General features: G+C 51.4%; 26 protein-coding genes. 4 read left to right on the forward strand and 22 right to left on the reverse strand.

The window, feature by feature from the left end:
- Window positions 1-49 precede the first annotated feature (49 nt).
- From emrR to ACJHXA_RS16210, 12 genes are all read right to left on the reverse strand, one after another.
- Entirely contained in the window at window positions 50-580 is a 531-nt protein-coding gene (gene emrR, locus ACJHXA_RS16155) for a multidrug efflux transporter EmrAB transcriptional repressor EmrR (RefSeq protein WP_000378442.1), read from the reverse strand.
- A gap of 90 nt (window positions 581-670) precedes the next feature.
- Entirely contained in the window at window positions 671-1,006 is a 336-nt protein-coding gene (gene ygaH / locus ACJHXA_RS16160) for an L-valine transporter subunit YgaH (RefSeq protein ID WP_000119763.1), read from the reverse strand.
- A complete protein-coding gene (gene ygaZ / locus ACJHXA_RS16165; protein ID WP_000445658.1) occupies window positions 996-1,733 on the reverse strand; it encodes an L-valine exporter subunit YgaZ in 738 nt (245 codons plus the stop codon). The genes ygaH and ygaZ overlap by 11 nt, the downstream gene beginning before the upstream one ends.
- A gap of 123 nt (window positions 1,734-1,856) precedes the next feature.
- Window positions 1,857-3,041, reverse strand: a complete 1,185-nt coding sequence (locus ACJHXA_RS16170; RefSeq protein ID WP_000165699.1) for an MFS transporter — start codon at window positions 3,039-3,041, stop codon at window positions 1,857-1,859.
- Window positions 3,042-3,331: 290 nt separating this feature from the next.
- Complete coding sequence (proX, locus tag ACJHXA_RS16175; RefSeq protein ID WP_001216527.1) at window positions 3,332-4,324, reverse strand: glycine betaine/L-proline ABC transporter substrate-binding protein ProX; 993 nt, start codon at window positions 4,322-4,324, stop codon at window positions 3,332-3,334.
- Between the two features lie 56 nt (window positions 4,325-4,380).
- Window positions 4,381-5,445, reverse strand: coding sequence for a glycine betaine/L-proline ABC transporter permease ProW (gene proW / locus ACJHXA_RS16180; protein ID WP_000774996.1), 1,065 nt, complete (start codon window positions 5,443-5,445; stop codon window positions 4,381-4,383).
- Window positions 5,438-6,640, reverse strand: coding sequence for a glycine betaine/L-proline ABC transporter ATP-binding protein ProV (gene proV, locus ACJHXA_RS16185; RefSeq protein ID WP_000985494.1), 1,203 nt, complete (start codon window positions 6,638-6,640; stop codon window positions 5,438-5,440). Before proV ends, proW begins: the two co-directional genes overlap by 8 nt.
- Window positions 6,641-6,994: 354 nt before the next feature.
- Window positions 6,995-7,954, reverse strand: coding sequence for a class 1b ribonucleoside-diphosphate reductase subunit beta (gene nrdF / locus ACJHXA_RS16190; RefSeq protein WP_000777969.1), 960 nt, complete (start codon window positions 7,952-7,954; stop codon window positions 6,995-6,997).
- A gap of 9 nt (window positions 7,955-7,963) precedes the next feature.
- The gene (nrdE, locus tag ACJHXA_RS16195) at window positions 7,964-10,108 is read right to left on the reverse strand and encodes a class 1b ribonucleoside-diphosphate reductase subunit alpha (protein WP_000246540.1); all 2,145 of its coding nucleotides are present in this window, start codon (window positions 10,106-10,108) and stop codon (window positions 7,964-7,966) included.
- Window positions 10,081-10,491, reverse strand: coding sequence for a class Ib ribonucleoside-diphosphate reductase assembly flavoprotein NrdI (gene nrdI / locus ACJHXA_RS16200; RefSeq protein WP_000080947.1), 411 nt, complete (start codon window positions 10,489-10,491; stop codon window positions 10,081-10,083). Before nrdI ends, nrdE begins: the two co-directional genes overlap by 28 nt.
- Window positions 10,488-10,733 (reverse strand): glutaredoxin-like protein NrdH, encoded by a 246-nt coding sequence (gene nrdH, locus ACJHXA_RS16205; RefSeq protein ID WP_001223227.1) that lies wholly within the window; start codon window positions 10,731-10,733, stop codon window positions 10,488-10,490. Before nrdH ends, nrdI begins: the two co-directional genes overlap by 4 nt.
- Before the next feature lie 247 nt (window positions 10,734-10,980).
- Window positions 10,981-11,310 carry a DUF883 domain-containing protein gene (locus tag ACJHXA_RS16210; protein ID WP_001295174.1) on the reverse strand — a complete coding sequence of 110 codons (330 nt, stop codon included), beginning with the start codon at window positions 11,308-11,310 and terminating at the stop codon, window positions 10,981-10,983.
- A gap of 151 nt (window positions 11,311-11,461) precedes the next feature.
- Here ACJHXA_RS16210 and ACJHXA_RS16215 point away from each other — a divergent pair, with 151 nt between their 5' ends.
- Window positions 11,462-11,806 (forward strand): DUF2002 family protein, encoded by a 345-nt coding sequence (locus ACJHXA_RS16215; RefSeq protein WP_000281320.1) that lies wholly within the window; start codon window positions 11,462-11,464, stop codon window positions 11,804-11,806.
- A 36-nt stretch (window positions 11,807-11,842) separates the two neighbouring features.
- On the opposite strand, the gene alaE is transcribed toward ACJHXA_RS16215, so the two are convergent.
- On the reverse strand, window positions 11,843-12,292 hold the full coding sequence (alaE, locus tag ACJHXA_RS16220) for an L-alanine exporter AlaE (RefSeq protein ID WP_000492656.1): 450 nt from the start codon (window positions 12,290-12,292) through the stop codon (window positions 11,843-11,845).
- A 667-nt stretch (window positions 12,293-12,959) separates the two neighbouring features.
- On the opposite strand from alaE, the gene stpA reads away from it, so the two are divergent.
- Window positions 12,960-13,364, forward strand: coding sequence for a DNA-binding protein StpA (gene stpA, locus ACJHXA_RS16225; protein WP_000115383.1), 405 nt, complete (start codon window positions 12,960-12,962; stop codon window positions 13,362-13,364).
- Between the two features lie 46 nt (window positions 13,365-13,410).
- Here stpA and ygaP read toward each other — a convergent pair whose 3' ends face one another.
- Both ygaP and ACJHXA_RS16235 read right to left on the reverse strand, forming a co-directional pair.
- Complete coding sequence (ygaP, locus tag ACJHXA_RS16230; RefSeq protein WP_001229467.1) at window positions 13,411-13,935, reverse strand: thiosulfate sulfurtransferase YgaP; 525 nt, start codon at window positions 13,933-13,935, stop codon at window positions 13,411-13,413.
- 9 nt (window positions 13,936-13,944) lie between these two features.
- The gene (locus tag ACJHXA_RS16235; RefSeq protein ID WP_000137280.1) at window positions 13,945-14,244 is read right to left on the reverse strand and encodes an ArsR/SmtB family transcription factor; all 300 of its coding nucleotides are present in this window, start codon (window positions 14,242-14,244) and stop codon (window positions 13,945-13,947) included.
- Window positions 14,245-14,426: 182 nt separating this feature from the next.
- On the opposite strand from ACJHXA_RS16235, the gene ACJHXA_RS16240 reads away from it, so the two are divergent.
- Window positions 14,427-14,585, forward strand: a complete 159-nt coding sequence (locus ACJHXA_RS16240) for a YqaE/Pmp3 family membrane protein (protein WP_000508177.1) — start codon at window positions 14,427-14,429, stop codon at window positions 14,583-14,585.
- A gap of 83 nt (window positions 14,586-14,668) precedes the next feature.
- Window positions 14,669-15,118 carry a potassium binding protein Kbp gene (gene kbp, locus ACJHXA_RS16245; protein ID WP_000522424.1) on the forward strand — a complete coding sequence of 150 codons (450 nt, stop codon included), beginning with the start codon at window positions 14,669-14,671 and terminating at the stop codon, window positions 15,116-15,118.
- Here the strand turns inward: kbp and csiR are convergent, their stop codons facing one another.
- The 7 genes from csiR to ACJHXA_RS16280 form a co-directional block, all read right to left on the reverse strand.
- Window positions 15,119-15,781, reverse strand: coding sequence for a DNA-binding transcriptional regulator CsiR (gene csiR / locus ACJHXA_RS16250; RefSeq protein WP_000156811.1), 663 nt, complete (start codon window positions 15,779-15,781; stop codon window positions 15,119-15,121). It lies immediately after the preceding gene.
- Window positions 15,782-15,801: 20 nt separating this feature from the next.
- Window positions 15,802-17,202, reverse strand: a complete 1,401-nt coding sequence (gabP, locus tag ACJHXA_RS16255) for a GABA permease (RefSeq protein WP_001295173.1) — start codon at window positions 17,200-17,202, stop codon at window positions 15,802-15,804.
- 310 nt (window positions 17,203-17,512) lie between these two features.
- A complete protein-coding gene (gabT, locus tag ACJHXA_RS16260; RefSeq protein WP_000097641.1) occupies window positions 17,513-18,793 on the reverse strand; it encodes a 4-aminobutyrate--2-oxoglutarate transaminase in 1,281 nt (426 codons plus the stop codon).
- A 13-nt stretch (window positions 18,794-18,806) separates the two neighbouring features.
- A complete protein-coding gene (gene gabD, locus ACJHXA_RS16265; RefSeq protein WP_000772827.1) occupies window positions 18,807-20,255 on the reverse strand; it encodes an NADP-dependent succinate-semialdehyde dehydrogenase in 1,449 nt (482 codons plus the stop codon).
- A gap of 22 nt (window positions 20,256-20,277) precedes the next feature.
- Window positions 20,278-21,546: an L-2-hydroxyglutarate oxidase gene (gene lhgO, locus ACJHXA_RS16270; protein ID WP_000271986.1), complete on the reverse strand. Its 1,269-nt coding sequence runs from the start codon at window positions 21,544-21,546 to the stop codon at window positions 20,278-20,280.
- A 19-nt stretch (window positions 21,547-21,565) separates the two neighbouring features.
- A complete protein-coding gene (gene glaH, locus ACJHXA_RS16275) occupies window positions 21,566-22,543 on the reverse strand; it encodes a glutarate dioxygenase GlaH (protein ID WP_000993087.1) in 978 nt (325 codons plus the stop codon).
- 414 nt (window positions 22,544-22,957) lie between these two features.
- Window positions 22,958-23,069 (reverse strand): IS1 family transposase (locus ACJHXA_RS16280; protein WP_001691633.1); only part of this gene is annotated, 112 nt, incomplete at its 5' end.

Genomic DNA, 23,069 nt, shown 5'->3' on the forward strand with positions numbered 1-23,069 from the left:
CCGGTCATTTTTTCTTTTATAAATCTGGATTTTTGAGCGAGATGACGCGTTAGCTCATCGCTTCGAGAACCACACCGTCTTGTTCCATCTGGTCGAGACGGGAGAGCAATTTGCGGGTGATTTGCTCGAGCTGATCTTTTTCTGTTGTGCTGAGCGCGGACCAGAGTTGATGCAGGCAGTTATGCTGCGGTGGTAAAACCTCGCGCAAAAACTCGTGACCTTTTTCCGTTAATTGCAGATGCAGGCAGCGGCGATCGTTATCGCTTTCACGACGTTCGATCCAACCGCGTTTTTCCAGTTCATCGGCAATACGCGTCGCGTTGGTACGGGATGATCCAAGAGCACAACTTAATTCAGAAGGCTGAATACTGTGGTTTTCCTGAGACTCCAGCGTAATCAACGCCATAAACAACGTCTCGTTAATCCCCTGAGCCTTCAGCATTTTATTGCGGTTCTCCAGCAGCTTGCTTTGCATGTGCATGCAAAGACGAGTCAGAAGGATCTCCTGATAAGGAAAATCTTCGTGGCGGCTGGCGCGAAATTTTAGCATTTGTTCAATGGGCGTAAACGAACTATCCATTTGGGTATGACCTCATTAATTTCAGCCGATATAGTAACGACAGTGACAAATAAAGTAAATGTATTGTTTTAGAAAAATGATTCTTGTGGGTTATATAATCGCCATCACTTTCCAGGCGAGCCCATAGGCCAGCGCACTAAGCAGTGTTGGGATGATAATGCTGCGTGTTTTATAGAAACTGGCACCCAGTACCGCGAAGCCGACCAGCGTGGGCACGAAACGGCGTGTATCGTGCATCACTTCTGGTGCGGTAGAGACAACCAGCAGAGCGCATATCGAGGCGATGCCAATGGTGTCGAGCAAAATACCTACCGCGCCACGTTTGGTTGGGCGGGCATTACCCACACGCAGGCGCAGCGGCAAATAGCGGAAGCAATAATTCGCCACGCCAACCAGTAACCCAAGCAGCAGAACCTCATAGCTCATCGGGCGCTCCTTGCCAGAATGCCTGGATTAACGCAGTGAGGCAGCCACAGACAATGCCTGCCAGAATGGCGACGGGAATAGAAAATAGCGTTACGCCTGCAAGGGCACCAACTAACGCTGCGGTAACGCAAAGAGATTGTTTGCGCTGGAAAGAGGCGAGCAGGAAACTCATAAAGAGTGCCGGAAGCATAAAACCTAATGCAGCTTCAACGGCGGGATAACCTTGCAGCAAGCCGCTGCCGGAGAATGCCCCTATTACCGTACCAAATACCCACGATGACCATGAACTGAAGGCAATGCCGATCATCCAGTTCTCGCTCCAGCGGCGATTATTGCGTACCAGTTTTGCGGTTGCGGCGGCAAAAACCTCATCCGTCAGGCCAAATGCCCACAGGGCGGTTTTCGATTTTTGCAGACGCTGAATAATACGGCTACGCAGTGACGGGCCATACAACACATGGCGAACATCCATTGCCATGACGGTCAGTGCAGCAACCCACAAACTACTCCCGGCTGCCAGCATCGCGGTAATGACGAACTGGCTCGCGCCTGCATAAATGATGCAGGAGAAAAAAACGCTTTCGAGAGGAGAGAATCCCAGACGGGTCGCATTCAGACCGAACGCAAAGGCCACCGGAATATAACTAATAACAATCGGTAAACTGTCTTTGCATCCTTCCATGAAGGTCGCCGAACCAGGAGCAGGCTGTGGAGTAGGGCTTTCCATAGAGTGTACGCTTAACGATTGTTAATATTATAAATAGACTGAATGAATATCTTAACCTTATCAGACTGATGGGCTTCTTAACACCCTTATAAGTGTAAAGCCACGAAAACGGTTGCTGATTGCTTAATTTGCGGCTTCCTGACGATGAAAACCTCGCCACCAGACCAGTAAGTTAACCAGGGCAATCGTCGCGCCAGCCAGACAAACGCCAGCCCAACCGCCATGTTGCCAGGCTGAGGCTGAAATTAGCGAACCGGCGGCACCGCCAATAAAGTAGCTGGTCATGTAACCTGCGGTCAGGCGATTACGCGCATCAGGGTGTATTCGATAAATTACCGTCTGGTTAGTGATATGCACGCCCTGTACGGTGAGATCCAGCACCAGGATGCCGATAATCAGCGCCAGTACGGAAGTGTGACCAAACCAGATCGCCAGCCATGAAAGTAATAGCAGCAGCAGACCGAAAGTTGTGGTGTGGTGCGATTTACCCTTATCGGCAAAACCGCCCGCCGGACGAGCGCCCAACGCTCCGGCAGCTCCCGCAAGTCCAAACAGACCAATGACACCATCGCTGTAGTTAAAAGGTGGAGCGGCAAGCAAAAAGGCCATTGAGGTCCAGAGAATGCTGAAGTTGGCAAAGGTCAGGCAGCCCAGCAATGCGCGGGTGCGCAGGATCTTATCGCTGATAAACATGCTGAAAACGGAACCTAACAACTGTGGGTAGTTGAGGTGGGTTTCTGATTTCATTTGTGGCAGACCACGCCATAATGCCAGCGCCATCAGTGCCATTAACACCGAGGCAACCCAAAAGACGGTGCGCCAGCCGCCGAGATTCGCCAGCAATCCGGCAACGGTCCGTGCGAGTAAGATCCCCAACAGCAGACCGCTCATAATAGTGCCAACCACTTTGCCGCGTTTGTCCGGTGAAGCCAGCGTCGCTGCCAGCGGAACCAGAATTTGTGCCACGACTGAGAATAAACCGGTTAATGCCGTACCGAGGATCATCATCGCCAGTGACTGACTGCTGGCAGTGATTAACATACCGCCCGCTGCCAGTAAGGTCATCGAGACAATCAGGCGGCGGCGTTCAAACATATCACCGAGGGGAACAAGAAACAGTAGACCTGCGGCATAGCCCAACTGCGCGGCGGTAACAATAAAGCCTGCCGAACTGGCGGAAAGGGAAAAGTTACGCGCGATGGTGTCGAGCAATGGCTGGGCGTAATAGTTACTGGCTACCGCCAGACCGGTGGCGATAGACATCAGCACGATCAGCGCCGGGCTAAGCTCATGATTAGGTTTAGTCATTATTTTTGTTCATCAGGTGATGATTAAGCTGGAAATCAATAATAGCGGATGTTGATGAATATGGGATGAAAGATAGATTGTTGAAATGTGCGATGTGGTTTGTAGGCATGATAAGACGCGCCAGCGTCGCATCAGGCATTGTGCACAGAACGGCGGATGCGGCGAAAACGCCTTATCCGCCATACGAATGAGTGTATTTTGTAGGCATGATAAGACGCGTCAGCGTCGCATCAGGCATTGTGTACAGAGCGGCGGATGAGGCAAAAACGCCTTATCCGCCTGAATAAAAATTACTTCTGCGCTGCCAGCGCCTCATTCACCCAGCCATCGAACTGCTGCTGGTGGGCTTTGATCCAGCCATCAACGTGGCCCTGAATATCGCCTTCTGAGGCTTTGCCGTCATGCATAATGGCGTTCTGGGCGTTAATATCGGCCACTGGCAACTGCATAATGGCAAACAGTTTGGCTGCCGCCGGATTTTTCTCGGTCCAGGCTTTGTTGGCAACGATATGCATGGTGCTGACCGGGAAGCCGTAATTCGCGCCATTCGGCAGTTTGGTATCGGCATTTTTATCGCCCGGCAGTGCGGAGAACGGCACCTGCAACCAGACCACATCTTTCCCTGGCTTCAGCTCATTACTCACCCAGTACGGCGTCCAGGTGTAATAAAACACCGGTTTGCCCTCTTTGTAGCGACTGATGGTGTCGGCCATCATCGCTGCGTAGTTCCCCTGATTATGCGTCACGGTGTTGGTCAGTTCATACGCGGCAAGCTGGTGGTTGATGGCACCTTCGCAGCCCCAGCCAGGGTTACAACCGGTTAAATCCGCTTTACCGTCGCCGTTGGTATCGAACAGTTTGGCGATCTTCGGATCTTTCAGTTGTGCGATGTTGGTGATTTTATACTGGTCGGCGGTTTTCTTATCGATCAGGTAACCCTGTGCCGCGCCGTTAACAAATACCCCTTCACGATAAAATTTCTTATCGCCACCGGCAGCTTCGTACATGTTGTCATGCAGCGGCGTCCAGTTCACGGCGGTGAAGGTTGCATCGCCGGAAGCAAGCGAGGTGTAGCCAACGTTGTAATCTACTTCGCTGGGTTTATTGACGGTATAACCTAATTTCTCCAGCGCACGACTGACCAGCAGTGTCTGGAAGGTTTCTTCGGTGATGGTGCTTTGAACTGGATTAACTGTAATGCCTTTGCCCGGCAGGTCGGCAGCAAAAGTTTGTGTAGAGATAAGCGTGGCAAACGCTGTCGCAAAAAGTACGCTATGTCGCATTGTTATTCCTTTTTTTGGCAGGGTGATATGCCCGGCGTTACCGGGCAAGTGCAGAGTTACTTAATGAATGGGCGGGTCAGCAGACCGACAGGGCCAGTGGTGTACCAGCGACGGTTGCCGCGACTGCGTGAGTCGCGCCCAACGGCCTGCGTCAGGCGGTCGAGGATAATGGCGAGGATCACAATCCCGACGCCGCCAACGGTGGCAAGCCCCATATCCAGACGACCGATACCGCGAAGTACCATCTGACCCAGCCCGCCGACGGCAATCATCGAGGCAATGACCACCATAGAAAGGGCCAGCATCAGCGTCTGGTTAACGCCCGCCATAATGGTCGGCATCGCCAGCGGTAACTGAACTTTGAACAGCATCTGGCGCGGGCTGGCACCGAATGAGCGCGAGGCTTCAATCAGATCCGCCGGAACCTGGTTAATCCCCAGAATGGTCAGACGGATAATCGGCGGCAGAGCAAAGATGATCGTCACCACCACGCCCGGCACGTTACCGATACCAAATAGCATGACGATTGGCACCAGATAAACAAACGCTGGCGTGGTCTGCATGGCATCAAGCAGTGGACGAATAATTTTCGCCGCTCGCGGACTTCTCGCCAGCCAGATCCCCAACGGCAAACCGATGACGATACAGAACAGCAGGGCGGTTAACACCAGCGCCAGAGTAACCATTGCCTGCGACCAGGCACCGATTGCGCCGATGGCAATCAGCGAAACCAGCGTCGCCACGCCCATTCCGACCCCGGAAATCTGCCAGGCGATGAGAGCGAAAACGATAATCGCCACCGGTGCGGGCATACCCAGCAGCAACTGCTGGAAACCGTTGAGGATATAATCAACCGGAACGCGCACGCCCTGGAAGACGGGACGGAAATGGGTAACAACCCAGTCGATCCCTTCAGTGACCCAACTGTCGAGCGGGATCAGCGTTTTATGGAACGGATCGAGAATATTAAAATGCTCGACGTTTGGCGCAGGCGTACTGGTCAGCCAGTCAGCACCACCGCCGTCAGTCGGTGCAGTCGCCGGTGTACCCCAGGCGTCTGCGGATTGCACGGCACTGTCCGCCGCTGGCGTGGTATCCCACGGATTATTTTGATCAGCCATTATTTACCCCCTCACGATCTAAAGCGCGCAGCAGCATTCCTTTCGAAATGATGCCGACATACTGTTGGTCCTCGTCGACCACGGGCACCGCACAGGGTGCCTGTCCGACATGAGAGAGCAACTCGCTAAGAGGCGTTTGTGCATCGACTGCTAACGGCGCATCAATCAGCGCCGCATCAAGACCTTGCTGCTGCGTTAACGCGGTTTTAAGCGAATCGATGGAAACTGCGCCGACAAACTTATTACCGCGTTCGATAACGTAGCCATATTCGCGATCTTCATCCTGCAATAATTTCAGTGCCGAACGTGGGCCGAAGCCAGGGGTTTTACGAATTAAGCCATTCGGTGTCCGGCGGGCAATATCTTTCGCACTGAATACCTGACTAATATCAACGCCACGGAAGAAGGTACGGACATAATCATTCGCCGGATTATTGAGAATTTCATCCGGTGTGCCGACCTGTACCACTTCACCATTTTGCATAATGGCAATTCGGTCGCCAATACGCATAGCCTCATCGAGATCGTGGGAAATAAAGACAATGGTGCGCTGATGTTTCGCCTGTAATTTTACCAGCTCATCCTGCATCTCGGTGCGAATTAATGGATCGAGCGCCGAGAAGGCTTCGTCCATTAATAATATATCCGGATTAATCGCTAACGCGCGGGCTAATCCCACACGTTGACGCATCCCGCCAGAGAGTTCATCCGGGTAGCTGTGGGCATAATTTTCCAGCCCGACCTGACGCAGTGCATCAAGGGCTTTTTCCCGGCGTTCTTCGGCATTAATTCCGGCCAATTCCATACCGAACGCAGTATTGTCCAGCACGGTCATATGCGGCATTAAGGCAAAGGACTGGAAGACCATCGCAATCTTTTTTCTGCGCACCTCACGGAGTTCGGCATCGGATATTTTGGCAATATCCACACCATCAATCAGCACTTGCCCGCGGGTGGGTTCAATCAGGCGATTGAGAAGGCGTACCATTGTGGATTTACCCGAGCCGGATAATCCCATGATGACAAATATCTCGCCTTCTTCAATGGCCAGACTGGCGTCTTTTACGCCAAGCGATAGCCCAGTTTTTTCCAGAATTTGTTCTTTCGAAAGTCCTTGTTCGATATATTTGAACGCTCGCTGTGGATGCTCGCCAAATATTTTATAAAGATTTTTAATTTCTAATTTAATTGCCATGCAATAGAAAGATTCCTTTATTTGTTTATGTCGATATATTACCCAATGGAAATAGTCACTTTTTTCTACCCTAACATACTGAGAATCTGAGGCAACCCCTGAGGGCAAATGTGGCATGAATATTGATGCGAGCAAATCGCCGGAATTTCCCGTGATATAAGGGCTGAGAGCAAATCGAGAAAAGTTGATATTTTTTGTCATAGATAGCGAAAAAACGCCTGAATATTGTAGTTTCAGGCGAATAATGCAACAGAGTATCAGTGTAGATCACTACAGAATATTTGCGTGATAAAAAGCTATTTGGCGGGAATTATTTCCCTGCTGCGGGTAGTGATATTTTTGAAAATAACACCCTCAGAAATTCCAGTCTTCATCTTCTGTTTCAACCGCTTTCCCCATCACATAAGAGGAGCCTGAACCGGAAAAGAAATCGTGATTTTCATCGGCATTCGGCGAAAGCGCGGCGAGGATTGCCGGATTCACTTCCGCCATTTCTGCGGGAAATAACGGTTCGTAGCCCAGATTCATCAAAGCCTTATTGGCGTTGTAACAGAGAAACGCTTTCACATCGTCAGCCCACGGGGTTTCGGCGTACAGCTCATCGGTGTATTGCAACTCGTTGTCGTAGAGTTCCAGCAACAAATCGAAGGCGAAACTCTTCAACTCTTCACGTTGTCCCAGAGATATCTTTTCCATGTTTTTCTGATATTTATAGCCTATGTAGTAACCGTGGACTGCTTCATCGCGGATAATCAGACGGATCAGATCTGCGGTATTGGTCAGCTTTCCGCGGCTGGAAAAATACATCGGCAGCCAGAAACCGGAATAGAACAAAAAAGATTCAAGAAACACACTGGCGATTTTCTTTTTCAGCGGATCATCACCGCGATAATGTTGCTGAATAATCTGAGCTTTTCGCTGCAACGGTGCGTTTTCTTCACTCCAGGCGTAGGCGGCATCGACATCTTTGGTCTGACACAGCGTCGAGAAAATCGAACTGTAAGAGCGGGCATGAACCGCTTCCATAAAGCTGATATTCGATAATACCGCTTCTTCATGAGGCGTGAGTGCATCGGGCATCAGCGAAGGCGCGCCGATAACATTTTGCAGCGTGTCGAGCAGCGTCAGGCCAGTAAAAACGCGCATCGTCAGTTGTTGTTCTACGACAGTTAATGTCTGCCAGGCAGGAATATCGTTCGACAGCGGCACCTTTTCTGGTAGCCAGAAATTGCTGGTCAGGCGATTCCACACCTCCAGATCTTTATCGTCAGATATCTTGTTCCAGTTGATGGCGCTGATACGTGAGAGTTTCATAGATATTCCTTAAAGTGCACAGGAGACGCAGCCTTCAATTTCAGTGCCTTCCAGCGCCATCTGACGCAGGCGAATGTAATAGAGCGTTTTGATACCTTTGCGCCAGGCGTAAATCTGCGCTTTGTTGATATCGCGAGTGGTGGCGGTATCGGGGAAAAACAGCGTCAGCGACAAACCCTGATCGACATGGCGAGTCGCTTCCGCGTAGGTGTCGATGATCTTTTCTGCGCCGATTTCGTAAGCATCCTGATACAGCGCCAGATTCTCGTTAGTCATAAACGGGGCAGGGTAGTAAACGCGTCCTGTTTTGCCCTCTTTGCGTATCTCTACTTTCGCCACAATCGGATGAATACTCGACGTAGCATGGTTGATATAAGAGATAGAACCGGTTGGCGGCACCGCCTGAAGATTCTGGTTATAAATGCCGTAGCGCATCACGTCGTCGCGCAGTTGCGCCCACATCTCACGGGTAGGTAACGTAATACCGCTACGGGCAAACAGTTCGCCAACTTTCGTCGTTTTCGGCTGCCAGTTCCCTTGCAGATATTGGCTGAAATATTCACTACTGGCATAGCGTGACTGTTTGAACCCGGCGAAGGTTTCACCGCGTTCGCGTGCCAGCAACATCGAGGTACGCAGTGCGTGCCAGGTGATGGTATAGAAATAGAGATTGGTGAAATCCAGTGCTTCCGGCGAACCATAAGCGATGCCTTCTCGCGCCAGATAACCGTGTAAATTCATCTGCCCCAGCCCGATGGCGTGTGAGGCGGCATTTCCGGCTTCGATGGACGGCACGCTGCGGATATGACTCATATCTGACACCGCCGTTAAACCGCGTACGGCAGTCTCTACCGTGCGGGCAAAGTTGGGGGAATCCATGGTGTGGGCAATATTCAACGAACCTAAATTGCAGGAAATATCATGGCCTGTACGGGCATAGTCGAGATTCTCGTCATACTCTGAGGCGCTGTTAACCTGCAAAATTTCTGAGCATAGATTACTCATATTTATGCGCCCGGCGATAGGGTTAGCACGGTTTACCGTGTCTTCATACATGATGTAGGGATAGCCGGACTCAAACTGGATTTCTGCCAGTCGCTGGAAGAAATCACGGGCGTTGAGGTATTTTTTGCGGATGCGTTCATCGGCAACCAGTTCGTCATAGTGTTCGCTAATGGCGATATCGGCAAACGGCTTGCCATAAACTCGCTCAACGTCATAGGGCGAAAACAGCGCCATCTGCGCATTCTCTTTGGCCAGATGGAAAGTGATATCCGGGATCACCACGCCAAGCGACAGTGTTTTAATGCGGATTTTTTCGTCGGCATTTTCCCGTTTCGTGTCGAGAAAACGCAGAATATCGGGATGATGAGCATGTAAATAGACTGCACCAGCCCCCTGACGAGCGCCGAGTTGGTTGGCATAGGAAAATGCGTCTTCCAGCATTTTCATCACCGGAATTACGCCAGAAGATTGATTTTCAATACGTTTAATTGGCGCGCCCGCTTCCCGCAGATTCGACAGCAAAAATGCTACGCCGCCGCCGCGTTTCGACAGTTGCAGTGCGGAATTTACCGCCCGACCAATCGACTCCATATTGTCTTCAATACGCAGCAAAAAACAGGAAACCAGTTCGCCGCGCTGCTGCTTACCGCAGTTGAGGAATGTCGGCGTGGCTGGCTGAAAGCGTCCTGACAGCATTTCATCGGTCAGTTGCAACGCCAGCGTCGCATCGCCTTGTGCCAGCGTCAGCGCCACCATCGTGACTCGATCGGCAAAATCTTCCAGATAACGTTTACCGTCGAATGTCTTCAACGTATAGCTGGTGTAAAACTTCCATGCCCCGAGGAATGTCTGGAAACGAAAACCGCTGGTGTGTGCGTGGGCAAACAGCGTAATGACAAAGTCGCGAGAGTAGCGATTAAGAACGCTTTCATCATAGTAACCTTCGTTGACCAGCCAGTTCAGGCGCTGCTGCTGGCTACTGAAGGTCACACTGTTCGGACGCACATGCGTCGCCATAAAGGCGTCAACGGCCTGGCGGTCTTTATCGAACTGAATGCGACCTGCGCTATCGTAGAGGTTAAGCATCGCATTCAGCGCGTGGTAATCCATCGTTTCCTGCGTCAGGCATTCTGCGGTTGTCGTTGCCAAAATTCGGTTACTCCTTTACGAACGTTTTCGATATCGCTTTGCGTACCCATGAGTTCAAAACGGTACAGCCACGGCACGCCGCATTTCCGGGCAATCACATCTCCGGCGCGGCCATACGCCTCACCAAAGTTGCGATTACCCGAAGCAATAACGCCGCGAAGCAACGCCCGGTTGTGCTCGTCGTTTAAAAAGCGAATTACCTGTCGTGGCACCGCGCCAGCCGTACCGCCGCCGCCGTAAGAGGGCACGATCAGGATGTAAGGCTCGTCTACCTGAATCCGTTCCCGCTCATTGAGCGGGATGCGCACCGCGGGCAGTCCTAAACGTTCGATAAAACGCTGCGTATTTTCGGAGCTACTGGAAAAGTAGACGAGCTGGCTCATGCACTGGCCGCGTGTGGCGCTGGATGCAGACGATTGATCATGTCCGGGCGGAAACCAGACCAGCTAAGATCGCCAGCAATCACTACCGGCAACTGACGAAAGCCCTGAGCACGCAGCGCTTCCGCCGCTTCAGGAACGCGATCGACATTAATCATTTCAAAATCAAAGCCCCGGTTTTCCATCGCCCGTTTGGTGGCGTGGCACTGAACGCAATCGTTACGAGTGTAAATAGTAATGCGCATGATTCGTATTTCCGTTTAAAATGAAGATACGGCGCGATGATACGCGTCGGGTTGTCTCTCTGTTGATACAGAGATACTAGATGTAGTTGAAAAAAGATTCAACCACACAATATATAGCAAATAGTGGTCGAAATTACCCTGGATATGAGCGTGACGGGGTAGGGGGATTTTTGTGATTCACCAGGCAAAAAGAAACCCCGAAGACAGGCTTCGGGGTCAAAGACGCGTATTTATTATCATTTTTGCACTACGATTTGCGCATGCTTAACAGTGCGCCGATAAAAATACCTACCGCAGCTGCTGTACCCACGCTACACCAGGGTCTTTCACGAACAAAAGAATCCGCGCAGCCAACGGCATCGCGTGCGGCTTGCTGGACGCGAGTACGACCATGCATTCGCGCCCTGGTTTCTTTCAGCAATGCCTGAGCTTTACTGCGTGCGGCTTCAGCTTCCCCTTTGGCGTCGCTGCCCCAGGACTTTAATACAGATTCGAGGCTGTCAGCTAATTGATTGACATCATTCTGGATATCCTGCACGCCATCATCAACGTCGTTGCGGTTCGGTCGGTTAAACATATGATCCCCCATTAGAATTCGATGTAATTTTCAGTGTAGACCATAATTTTCTTAACTGAGGTTCATCGCGGCTTTATGGACTTTTCTGAAAGCGTTGTGAATGCGCAATCAGGTAAGGTAGGCCCGCGGTTGATAATAACGAGGATCAAATATGTATTTACGACCAGACGAGGTGGCGCGCGTACTTGAAAAAGTCGGTTTTACTGTCGATGTGGTAACCCAGAAAGCGTATGGTTACCGCCGTGGGGAAAATTATGTCTATGTTAATCGCGAAGCGCGAATGGGACGTACCGCTCTGGTAATTCATCCAACATTAAAAGAACGCAGTTCAACACTGGCTGAACCCGCTTCCGATATTAAAACTTGCGATCATTACCAGCAATTTCCGCTCTATTTAGCAGGCGAGCGACACGAGCATTACGGTATCCCGCATGGCTTCAGTTCGCGTGTTGCGCTTGAACGTTATTTGAATGGTTTATTTGGCGAAGCCAGTTAAAGACGCGACTGGCGATGCCAGTCGCGAAAAGAAGAGTCAGGCTTTTACCTGCTGGTAACGGCTGACTTTAAACAGTCGGCGGCAATAATCGAGGAAGTAGCCATAAACCGCCCCCATCAACATCGAAACAACGATGTTTGAACTGACCGCCGCCATAATCTGATGCCAGTCTGCGCCCACCACTAACAAGATCGCCACATACACCGGTGACTGGAACGTCACATAAGCCAGGATATCAGCCAGATTTTTTATCCAGCCCGACGGGCTAACTTTGCGTGCCGCGCGCATAAACAGATCGCGGTACATACCGTATGGCCATGCAATTAAGATGTTCACCGGAATCGCTACCAATCTGGAATAAAAAGACTGTTCGAAGCTCATTCCGGAGAGGAAAACTTCAATACACATGTTCACGACAGAACAGTAAACAACCATCGCGAACGTATCTGCAACTGCATGACGCAAGCGTGACTGCGGTGAGAACATGCTAATGCTCCTTAATAAAAGCGTAATGGGATGTTAATGGAGATGAAAGCAGTGGATCTCATTGTCATCTGCATTTTCGCATAGCGTATATCGCTGGCTATGACTATTCAATTAGTGAAAAATTTTTATTTAGTCAGTTTTTGTAGATAAAATATTCCGTAACGGCTCGTTTTTTGTACATTGTGGATTTTTACATGCCGATATGATTTATTTTCAATTAAATCAATTAGATATGACCTTGCCTTTAATTTCACTAATGAAAGTTTGGGGGTGAGGTAACGCTATAAGCGTAGAGAATTCGGTGTATGTCGTGACCGTGTCATTTACAGCATTTTTTATGCCAGAAAATGTACATTAACAGCAGAAAGCACCAGTGAGGGGTGTTTTCTTTTATTCTGTTATATTGCATTTTTATTCACTTCGGTTTTGTCAGGCTTGCGGAATTAGCGAGCAGAGAGCGCCACTCTGTTCACCAATAATCTAAATTACTCATCAAAATGGCTAATATATAATCTTGAAATTATTCTGAGAGTTTCAGAAAATAACAGCTGAAATAATCTCGCGCAGGACTGTAAATAGATTAAATTTTGTGGAAATATAATAAGTGATCGCTTACACTACGCGACGAAATACTTTTTTGTTTTGGCGTTAAAAGGTTTTCTTTATTATGTCCGTAATGTTACAAAGTTTAAATAACATTCGCACCCTCCGTGCGATGGCTCGCGAATTCTCCATTGACGTTCTTGAAGAAATGCTCGAAAAATTCAGGGTTGTCACTAAAGAAAGACGTGAAGAAGAAGAACAGCAGCAGCGTGAACTGGCTGAGCGTCAGGAAAAAATTAGCACCTGGCTGGAGCTGATGAAGGCTGACGGAATTAACCCGGAAGAGTTATTGGGTAATAGCTCTGCTGCTGCACCACGCGCTGGTAAAAAACGCCAGCCGCGTCCGGCGAAATATAAATTCACCGATGTTAACGGTGAAACTAAAACCTGGACCGGTCAGGGCCGTACACCGAAGCCAATTGCTCAGGCGCTGGCAGAAGGTAAATCTCTCGACGATTTCCTGATCTAATTACTGAGGCCGGATGTCGCTGCTAGGGCGCGTCCGGCGTCGCTTCTCAAGCTCGTTGGTTCCACGGCATCTTATCTAACAACCTTGCCATTCCACAAAAACCGCTGATTCCTGCAAACAGTAACCCGGCACCAACAAAGCCACTTAATAAGAAGAAACCGCTATTTACGGTATAACCCAGTACAACGCCGATTAATATTAAACCACCCGCAGCGATCTGCACCTGGCGCATTAACGGCAAGGGTTGAGATTTATTTACCGCTACTGGCAATCCAGCTCTTTTCCAGCCATCAATCCCATCTTCGAGTAAAAATATTTCTGCGGGGGCGGCAATCGCTGCTAATTTATCGGCGTTATTACTGGTGCGTTTACCTGCCTGGCAGTGGAATATAATTTGCTCGCGACGTAATTTAGGTGGAAGACCTGACTGTTCCAGCACGGATAATGGAGCCAGATCTGCTTCAGGAATATGTTCACGAAGATATTCATCAGCATCACGAATATCGATTAACTTTGCGCCGCGTGCGATTAATTCTTGTGCATCATGCGGCGAAATGGTTGTCAAAGCCATAGTGACTCCTTACGGACAATAGACATTTTTCAGGGTGGCGATAATGGCATTTACCGCCTCATTTTTAATGGAATATAGAATGCGTTGGGCATCCCGTTGGCTGTCGATAAGCCCTTCGTCCCGCATACGAGCGAGATGCTGTGATGTCGCAGAGGCACTCAGTCCGGTAATGCGCGTCAGCTCTCCCGCGCTGGTGCCGGGGGAACCGCTAAGCATGCACAGAATCAGCAATCGTTTAGGATGGCTCATTGCTTTCAATAAGGCCGCTGCCTGTTCGGCACTGGCCTGTAATTGCGCGAGTTCAGTCATATTTATTTAAGTATTTTCTAAATTAAGTAAACTCTAAACTAAAAATGCAACATATACCAGCATCAGCAGCGTAAATGAGAGTAAAAGCGTAAGCTGAAACTGGCAGGCTCCGCTAAAATTACTACGCTTAAGAGATAAAATCTCTTTTTAAACAATGAGTAATTTTCTTATAGGGAGTACATATGGGTTTCTGGAGAATCGTCATCACCATCATTCTGCCGCCTCTCGGCGTGCTGCTCGGTAAAGGGTTCGGTTGGGCGTTCATTATTAATATTCTGCTGACACTGCTTGGGTATATCCCCGGTTTGATTCACGCGTTCTGGGTGCAAACCCGCGATTAAACCTGTGCTCACCCCCGCGGCGTTAACGCGCCGCGTTCCTCTGCTACACTTTCTGAGTGTTTCCGTTAACGAATGAGGTAGCTATGGGTCTGTTCAATTTTGTGAAAGATGCCGGAGAAAAACTCTGGGACGCGGTTACAGGTCAGCACGATAAAGACGATCAGGCGAAGAAGGTGCAGGAGCATCTGAGCAAAACCGGTATACCTGATGCCGATAAAGTGAACATTCAAATTGCCGACGGCAAAGCGACGGTCACTGGTGACGGCCTGAGTCAGGAGGCGAAGGAGAAAATCCTTGTTGCGGTGGGGAATATTTCCGGTATTGCCAGTGTTGATGATCAGGTGAAAACGGCGACACCAGCCACTGCCAGCCAGTTTTATACCGTTAAGTCTGGCGACACTCTGAGTGCCATTTCCAAACAGGTCTACGGTAACGCTAATCTGTACAATAAAATCTTCGAAGCGAATAAACCGATGCTAAAAAGCCCGGATAAAATTTATCCGGGGCAAGTGTTGCGTATTCCGGAAGAGTAGTTAATTGCCAGCCATCGCCTGCTGGATAATGGGAATTGGCGTCAGTAAATGCTGGCGCATTAACTCACTGGCGCGCGCGGTATCTCGCGCCAGTACCGCCGCAGTCAGGGTCTGGTGCTGATCGTGTTTATCCTCCAGCATTTCTACCGAAAGCACCGTTCGCCGCAGCCAGATAAATCGATAGCGCGCCGCCAGATCAAACAACCGTTCACGCATTTGCAGCAAATAGTGAGAACCACAGCCCGCCACAATTGCTGTATGAAACGCCTGATGACGCAGATCCCACTCATCAAGCATTTTCTCGCTGGCGTCACAGGCCTCCAGCTTACTCAGCAGATGCGCTTTTGCGAGAACGTCTGCCTCCCATTCATCGCCACCGCGGGCAATCGCCAGACTGACCAGCATCGCTTCCATATTGGCGCGGGCGTCGAAAATATCGAGCAGCTCCTGCTCTGACATAGACGCCACCCGATACCCTTTTTGATTCACCACCGTGACCAGCCGTTCCGCCACCAGTTGCGAAAGAGCTTCCCGTAACGGCCCAACGCCAAGTGCATAACGCGATGTCAGCAAACTCATTCGTAATTTTTCATCCGGTTGAAAATTACCGCGAATAATATCGTTCTTCAGCCAGCGATAGCCATCCAGAGACGTAATGGTCATGGTGTGACTCCTGATCATTATCAGCGCGTATTATGAACGGGTGTTTTTTGCCACAATACCAGCTTTTTCCAGCGCGCCATAATCGGCACGGTACAGATAATCCCTATCGCTAATAAGCCGGTAGAGATCACTTCTAACTGTTGCGCCGGGCGGAATAACATCACCACCAACACAAAGGTAATAAAGCCTATTACCAGCCAGGTGAGCCACGGGTAAAGCCACATGCGCAAGCGAATTTCGCTTCCTTCTGCTCGCAGAATTTTACGCATCCGCAACTGTGAAACGGCGATGACTAAATAAACCAGCAGGGCGATAGCACCGGAGCTGTCTATCAGGAATTTAAACACTTTCGCAGGTGCGTAATAGTTCACCACCACCGTTAAAAATGCCGCTCCGGTGGAGAGTAACACCGCCACATACGGGGTTTTACTGCGGTTGATTTTGCCCATTACCGCGGGCGCATCACCGCGACGGCTTAAGGAGTAGAGCATCCTTGACGCGGTATACAGCGCCGAGTTCAGACAGCTGGTTACGGAAAGTAATATCACGCAGTCCATGATTAATTTCGCATGGGGAATATTGAGCAATTCCAGAACCGAGCGATAAGAACCAACGGCTTTCAGCCCCGGCATATTCCACGGTATTAACGCCACTACGACAAAAATAGAGCACAAATAGAAGATAGAAATACGCCAGATAACCGAGTTGGTAGCGCGGACAATATGTTTTTCCGGCGTGTCGGATTCCGCGGCGGCAATGGTGACAATTTCTGCGCCCATAAACGAGAACATGGTGATCAACATCGCGCTTAATACCGCACCGAAGCCGTTGGGCATAAAGCCGCCGCTATCCCACAATCTTGAGATCCCGCTCACTTCGGCATAAGGGTAAAAACCGCTAATTGCGACTGCACCAAGGAAAATAAAGGCCAGGATAGCGATGACTTTGCACAGCGCCAGCCAGAACTCAAATTCGCCGTAGTTTTTAACGCTTAATAAATTACTGCCAGTTAAGGCGAGGGTAATGACGAGGGAAAATAACCAGATGGGAATGCCTGGAACCCACGAGTGCAGGATCATAGCGGCGATGTTGGCTTCCAGCGGGATAACCAGTACCCAAAACCACCAGTACAGCCAGCCGATGGTATAACCCGCCCAGCGGCCAATGGCTTTATCGGCATAGGTGGAAAACGAACCGGTATCGGGCGTGGCAACCGCCATTTCCGCCAGCATTCGCATAATCATAACCACCAGTAATCCGGCGAACAGATAGGCCAGTAATACCGCCGGGCCCGCTTCGGCGATGGCGACGCTGGAACCGACAAACAGACTTGCGCCGATAACACCGGCAATAGACAACATGGTGACGTGGCGTGACTTCAGCCCGCCGCCTAACTCATGTGGTTGCGATGATTGCCCCATCCTGAATCCTCTCGAAAGTGTGTCACTTGGGAGAGCGCCCCGACATTTCCCGCGTCGGGTCACGCGTTTAATTGAGACGGTCAACAAAATCTTAAAAACGAAAGCGGGAGAGTTTTCTCCCTCTCCCTTAGGGAGAGGGCCGGGGTGAGGGTGTAGCCGCGTGATTACCCCTCACCCTAACCCTCTCCCCAGAGGAGCGAGGGGACAGTCCGCAGTCGTTTTTAACTTTGTCGATCGCCTCATCGTTATTATTTTTTACTGCATCGTTATCATTCCCTTAGCAACGTTTAACTCTTACAAACGGACATAGCTACTGCTTCGCCTCAGCAAAACACTGGCTGATGATCTCCAGACCCTGACGGATCTGAGCGTCTTCAATGGTGAGCGGTACAAGGATGCGCAGCACGTTGTAATACGGGCCGCAGGAGAGAAGAATCAGGCCCTTATCGCGGGCGCGTGCCACGATCTCGGCGGTGAGTTTTGCGTCCGGTTTGCTGTGATCGCCATCTTCAAACAGCTCGATGGCAATCATCGCTCCCAGCCCGCGTACGTCGCCGATCTCCGGGTGTTTTTCGGCTATCGCCAACAATCCGTCTTTTAGCTTCTGCCCCAGATCGTTGGCTTTTTGCAGCAGATTTTCCTGCTCAAACACCTTCAACACTTCCAGCGCCGCCACGCAGGCAATCGGGTTACCGGCATAGGTGCCGCCCAGACCGCCTGGAGCGACGGCATCCATCACTTCCGCGCGCCCGGTGACGCCCGCCAGCGGGAAGCCGCCCGCGATCGATTTCGCAAAGGTAGTGAGATCCGGCGCAACGCCCATCTGCTCCATCGCAAACAGCGTGCCGGTACGCCCTGCGCCGCTCTGCACTTCATCGGCAATCAGCATGATCCCGTGCTCGTCACACAGCGCGCGTAAACGCTGCATAAAGGCTGGCGACGCGGCGTAGAAACCGCCTTCGCCCTGAACCGGCTCAATCACGATGGCGGCGATATCTTCCGGCGCGGCATCATTTTTGAAGATCCGGTGGATGCTGGCGATAGCGTCATCCTCGCTTATGCCGTGCAGCGGGCAAGGATAAAGCGCGCGATAAACATGACCCGGCATCAGCCCCATGCCCGCAGAGTACGGATTCACCTTGCCGGTCAGCGCCAGCGTGTAATGCGTGCGCCCGTGATACGCGCCGCTAAAAGCGATGGTGCCGCTACGTTTGGTGGCGGCGCGGGCGATTTTTACCGCGTTTTCCACCGCTTCGGAACCGGTCGTAACCAGCAGCGTTTTCTTGGCGAAATCGCCCGGCACCTTCTGATTCATAATCTCGCACAGCTCCAGATACGGCTCGTAAGCCAGCACCTGGAAGCAGGTGTGCGACAGTTTTTTCAACTGCGCTTCCACCGCGGCCACCACCTTCGGATGCAGGTGCCCGGTATTGAGCACCGCAATCCCGCCCGCGAAATCAAGATACTCACGGCCTTCAACGTCCCACACCCGGCAGTTTTCCGCGCGGTCAGCGAAAATCGGGTGAATTTGCCCAACGCCACGGGGAATCGCCTGACTGCGGCGCTGCATTAACTCTTTATTGCTGCTCATTCGCGTTCTCCAGTTAAAGACCGATGCACATATATTTGATTTCTAAGTAATCTTCGATGCCATACTTCGAACCTTCACGACCCAGACCCGAGGCTTTGATGCCGCCGAACGGGGCCACTTCATTGGAAATAATGCCGGTATTGATGCCGACGATGCCGTACTCCAGCGCTTCGCCCACGCGGAAGACGCGGCTTAAATCACGGGCGTAGAAATAGGCGGCAAGACCAAACTCGGTGTCATTGGCTTGTGCAATCACATCGGCTTCATCTTTAAAACGGAACAGCGGGGCGAGGGGGCCGAACGTCTCTTCTTTCGACACTTTAGCGTTGGCCGGAACGTCCACCAGAATGGTCGGCTGGAAGAAGTTGCCGCCGCGTTCGTGTGCTTTACCGCCGCAAACCACACGCGCACCTTTCTCCAGGGCATCGGCAATATGCTCTTCCACTTTTGCTACCGCTTTTTCATCGATCAGCGGCCCGATGGTGACGCCTTTCTCCAGCCCGTCGCCGATGTGCAGTTTGCTCACCGCCTGCTGTAATTTTTCGGCAAAGCGGTCATACACGCCGTCCTGCACGTATAAACGGTTGGCGCAGACGCAGGTTTGCCCGGCGTTGCGGAATTTCGAGGCCAGTGCGCCTTCCACGGCTTTATCGAGGTCGGCATCGTCAAAGACGATAAACGGCGCGTTGCCGCCGAGCTCCAGCGACACTTTTTTGATGTCTTTCGCGCACTGTTCCATTAACTGGCGGCCAATTTCGGTCGAACCGGTAAACGACAGCTTGCGCACCAGCGGGTTGCTGGTCAGTTCGTTACCCACCGCGCCCGCCGAACCGGTGACCACGTTAAATACGCCAGCCGGAATGCCCGCGCGAATCGCCAGCTCCGCCAGCGCCAGCGCAGAGAACGGCGTCTGACTGGCGGGCTTCAGCACCATGGTGCAGCCTGCCGCCAGCGCCGGGCCGGCTTTACGGGTAATCATCGCCGCCGGGAAGTTCCACGGCGTGATAGCTGCGGTAACGCCAATCGGCTGCTTGATAACAATCAGGCGCTTATCGGCCTGATGACCAGGAATGGTGTCGCCATAAATGCGTTTACCTTCTTCAGCAAACCACTCAATAAAGGAGGCGGCGTAGCTAATTTCGCCTTTCGCTTCAGCCAGCGGTTTGCCCTGTTCGAGGGTCATCAGGCGCGCTAAATCGTCCTGATGCTCCATCATCAAATTGAACCAGTTGCGCAGAATGTTGGCGCGTTCTTTGGCGGTGAGTGCACGCCAGGCGGGCAGAGCGCGGTTGGCGGCGTCGATAGCGGCGCGGGTTTCATCCGCGCCCATTTTGGGTACGCTACCCAGCTTGTCGCCGTTCGCCGGATTGGTGACGTCGATGACTTCACCATCGTTGGCGTCCAACCATTCCCCGTTAATCAACGCCTGCTGGCGGAATAAGTTACTGTCGTTAAGTTTCATCGCTACATCCTGTTTTCAAAGGTTATTGATTAAATGCGGCGTGTAAGGCATCCACACTACGTGCCGCTCGCAGCGTGCGTCCGGGGTTACTCTGGCTTGCCAACAGCGTTTGTACCTTGCTGACAATATGCGCACCAATAGGAATTGCTGATGTCGCTGCCGGGGAGGGCGCATTGCAGGTGTGGATCGTGCGCGGGGTGGTGACAAACAGAAAATCGTCAATCAGCTTGCCGTCCGGCGATACCGCCTGCGCCCGCACACCGGCGGGCCAGGGCTGGAGATCGCTTAACGAAAGCCGGGGACAATACTTTTGCACCAGCCGCAGATAGCCGCTTTTGCACAGCGAGTTTTTCATCTCGCCCAGTCCTGAGCGTAGATGGTTTTGCAGCACCCGGCGAATCCCCGACGAGCCCAAAATCTCCAGCGTGTCGCTAAATGAGAAGTCGCGCTTGCGATAGCCTTCGCGTTTGAAAGCCAGCACCGCGTTTGGCCCGACGGTCACGCTGCCGTCGATCATGCGGGTGAGATGAACGCCCAAAAACGGCATTGCCGGGTCGGGAATGGGGTAAATCAGATGGTTAACAATCTGGTTATGCTCCGGCGCAAGGCGGAAATACTCGCCACGGAACGGGCAGATAATAAAACCCGGTTCGAGTCCGAGCATTTTCACCAGCCGGTCAGCCATCAGCCCGGAACAGCTAATCAGCGTCGATGCTTCATATTCGCCGCCCTGACGGGTTCGGACGACCACGCCGTTTTTATGCTCACTGAGGGCGCTGACTTCGGCGTTATAAATAATCTCACCGCCTCTGGCCTGGAAAATTTTTGCCATCGCCGCTGTGACTTCGCGGTAGCTGACAATGCCGCTGGACGGCACAAAAATGCCGCCAAGCCCGGTGATATTTGGTTCGCGCTCGCGCAGTTCCACGGCGTTTAACCACTCGCGCTCGATACCGTTTGCCGCCGTGCGTTCCCACAACGCGCGCATCCGTTCCATTTCGAGTTCAGAGGTGGCGACCAGCATCTTGCCGCAGTTGTCATAGCGAATGCCGTTTTGATCGCAAAAGGCTTTAGTGGCGCGGTTTCCCGCCAGGCAAAACTGTGCCTTCAGGCTACCGGGCGTGTAATAAACCCCGGCATGGATCACGCCGCTGTTGTGGCCCGTCTGGTGACAGGCCGGGCCGGACTCTTTTTCCAGCAACGCAATGCGGGCATCCGGATAAACATCAATCAGTTGCATGGCGGTCGACATGCCGATGATGCCGCCGCCAATAATCACAAAATCATACATCCGCTCAATTCCTTTGCGCTTACTGATGCGTCTGGTAGTGGTGAGTGGCGTAAGCGAAATAGCCACGCTGACGCATCAGTTCACGGCGCAGATCCGGGTGCGGAGTAAAGCGGTCGCGACCGTGCAGCCAGAACAGGTTGTTTATCAACAGGAATTTGCCAACGGGAACGGGTACAGAAAGAATGCCTTTGCTGGTTTCAATGGCATCGGAAAGCTCGCTCAACCACACGCCTTCTTCAAAATCTTTTGGCTGGACGAACTGGTCGATATAGCGCATCACCGGGCGACCCTGTTGATCAACGTCGAACACTGGATGGAAAACATCTTTGCTGACGTTTTTGCTCGGCGGCGCGGCAAAGCGCATCGGGCGACGCGCCAGTGGATGGCGGAAATAGTGGTCCAGATGTTCCCAGTCATCGAGATGCAGCAGCAACGAATTTCCACCCTGCATGTTTTGCTCATCGATTTTCATCATCAGCACGTAATCGGTGATCTCTTCGACATACGTGCCGTCGTTGTGCAGTTCCATCACGCGGTGCGGCTGACGCAGATAGCTGTCTGAGTTATCGACATTTTTCACCACGAAACGCGCGTAATACTGACCGCTCATCGCATCGAAATTTGAGCGACCAATCAGATGCGCTACCGCCGTTGCCAGCTTCACCATCTCATCTGCCTGCGCCACATCATCGATACCCACCGCATTGATCAACAGCGCACCTTCAGCACGGTTTAGCAGGGTCTTCAACAGCAATGGTTGCAGCTGATTCGCACACAGATCGTCAAGAATTTTGCCTACCCGAAAACGCAGAAACGATTTGTACTCCAGCGCCTGCACGGGCCATTCGGCAACCTGTTCGAGAAACTGTTTGGTCGTCTGTTCGGTGAAGGTGAGTTCCAGCAGACGCGGGGATTGCGCCGACGGGATGAGAGTGAATCCGCTATAGTCCTGGCCTGAATCGACAGCGTTATTGTGTACGGCGGTCAGTGCATTCATCAGAAGCGATCCTCTTATGAGATGTAGGGTGACATGGCGATGCTCATTTCGTAGCCATAATCTAAAAATATCTACATTTCTGAAAAATGCGCACAAAAGCGACATATTGTTTTCTTATTGTGATCAAAAGCAACAAATTAGTAACATTTAACGTAGGGTATTAAGGCAAAGTGAGACAGGAAATGAATAACTAAAGCAACAGGTTAGGGGGAGTTAACATTAGAGAACAGATTATCTGGTCGATAAAAAACAGTAAATGGCTTCACTGCAAAATGACCGTTAGTAAACTAAACATATTATCTGCCCCGTTTTATCGGGGCAGATATAACATTAAATTATAAATAGAGATAGTTCGGCGGTTCTCCTGTTTTCCCTAAAAGAAGAGCGCTACGCCCAGGAGGTAATGACTCCAACTTATTGATAGTGTTTTATGTTCAGATAATGCCCGATGACTTTGTCATGCAGCTCCACCGATTTTGAGAACGACAGCGACTTCCGTCCCAGCCGTGCCAGGTGCTGCCTCAGA

This window comes from Escherichia sp. WS33, from assembly GCF_046486385.1.
Classification (GTDB): Bacteria; Pseudomonadota; Gammaproteobacteria; order Enterobacterales; family Enterobacteriaceae; genus ECMA0423.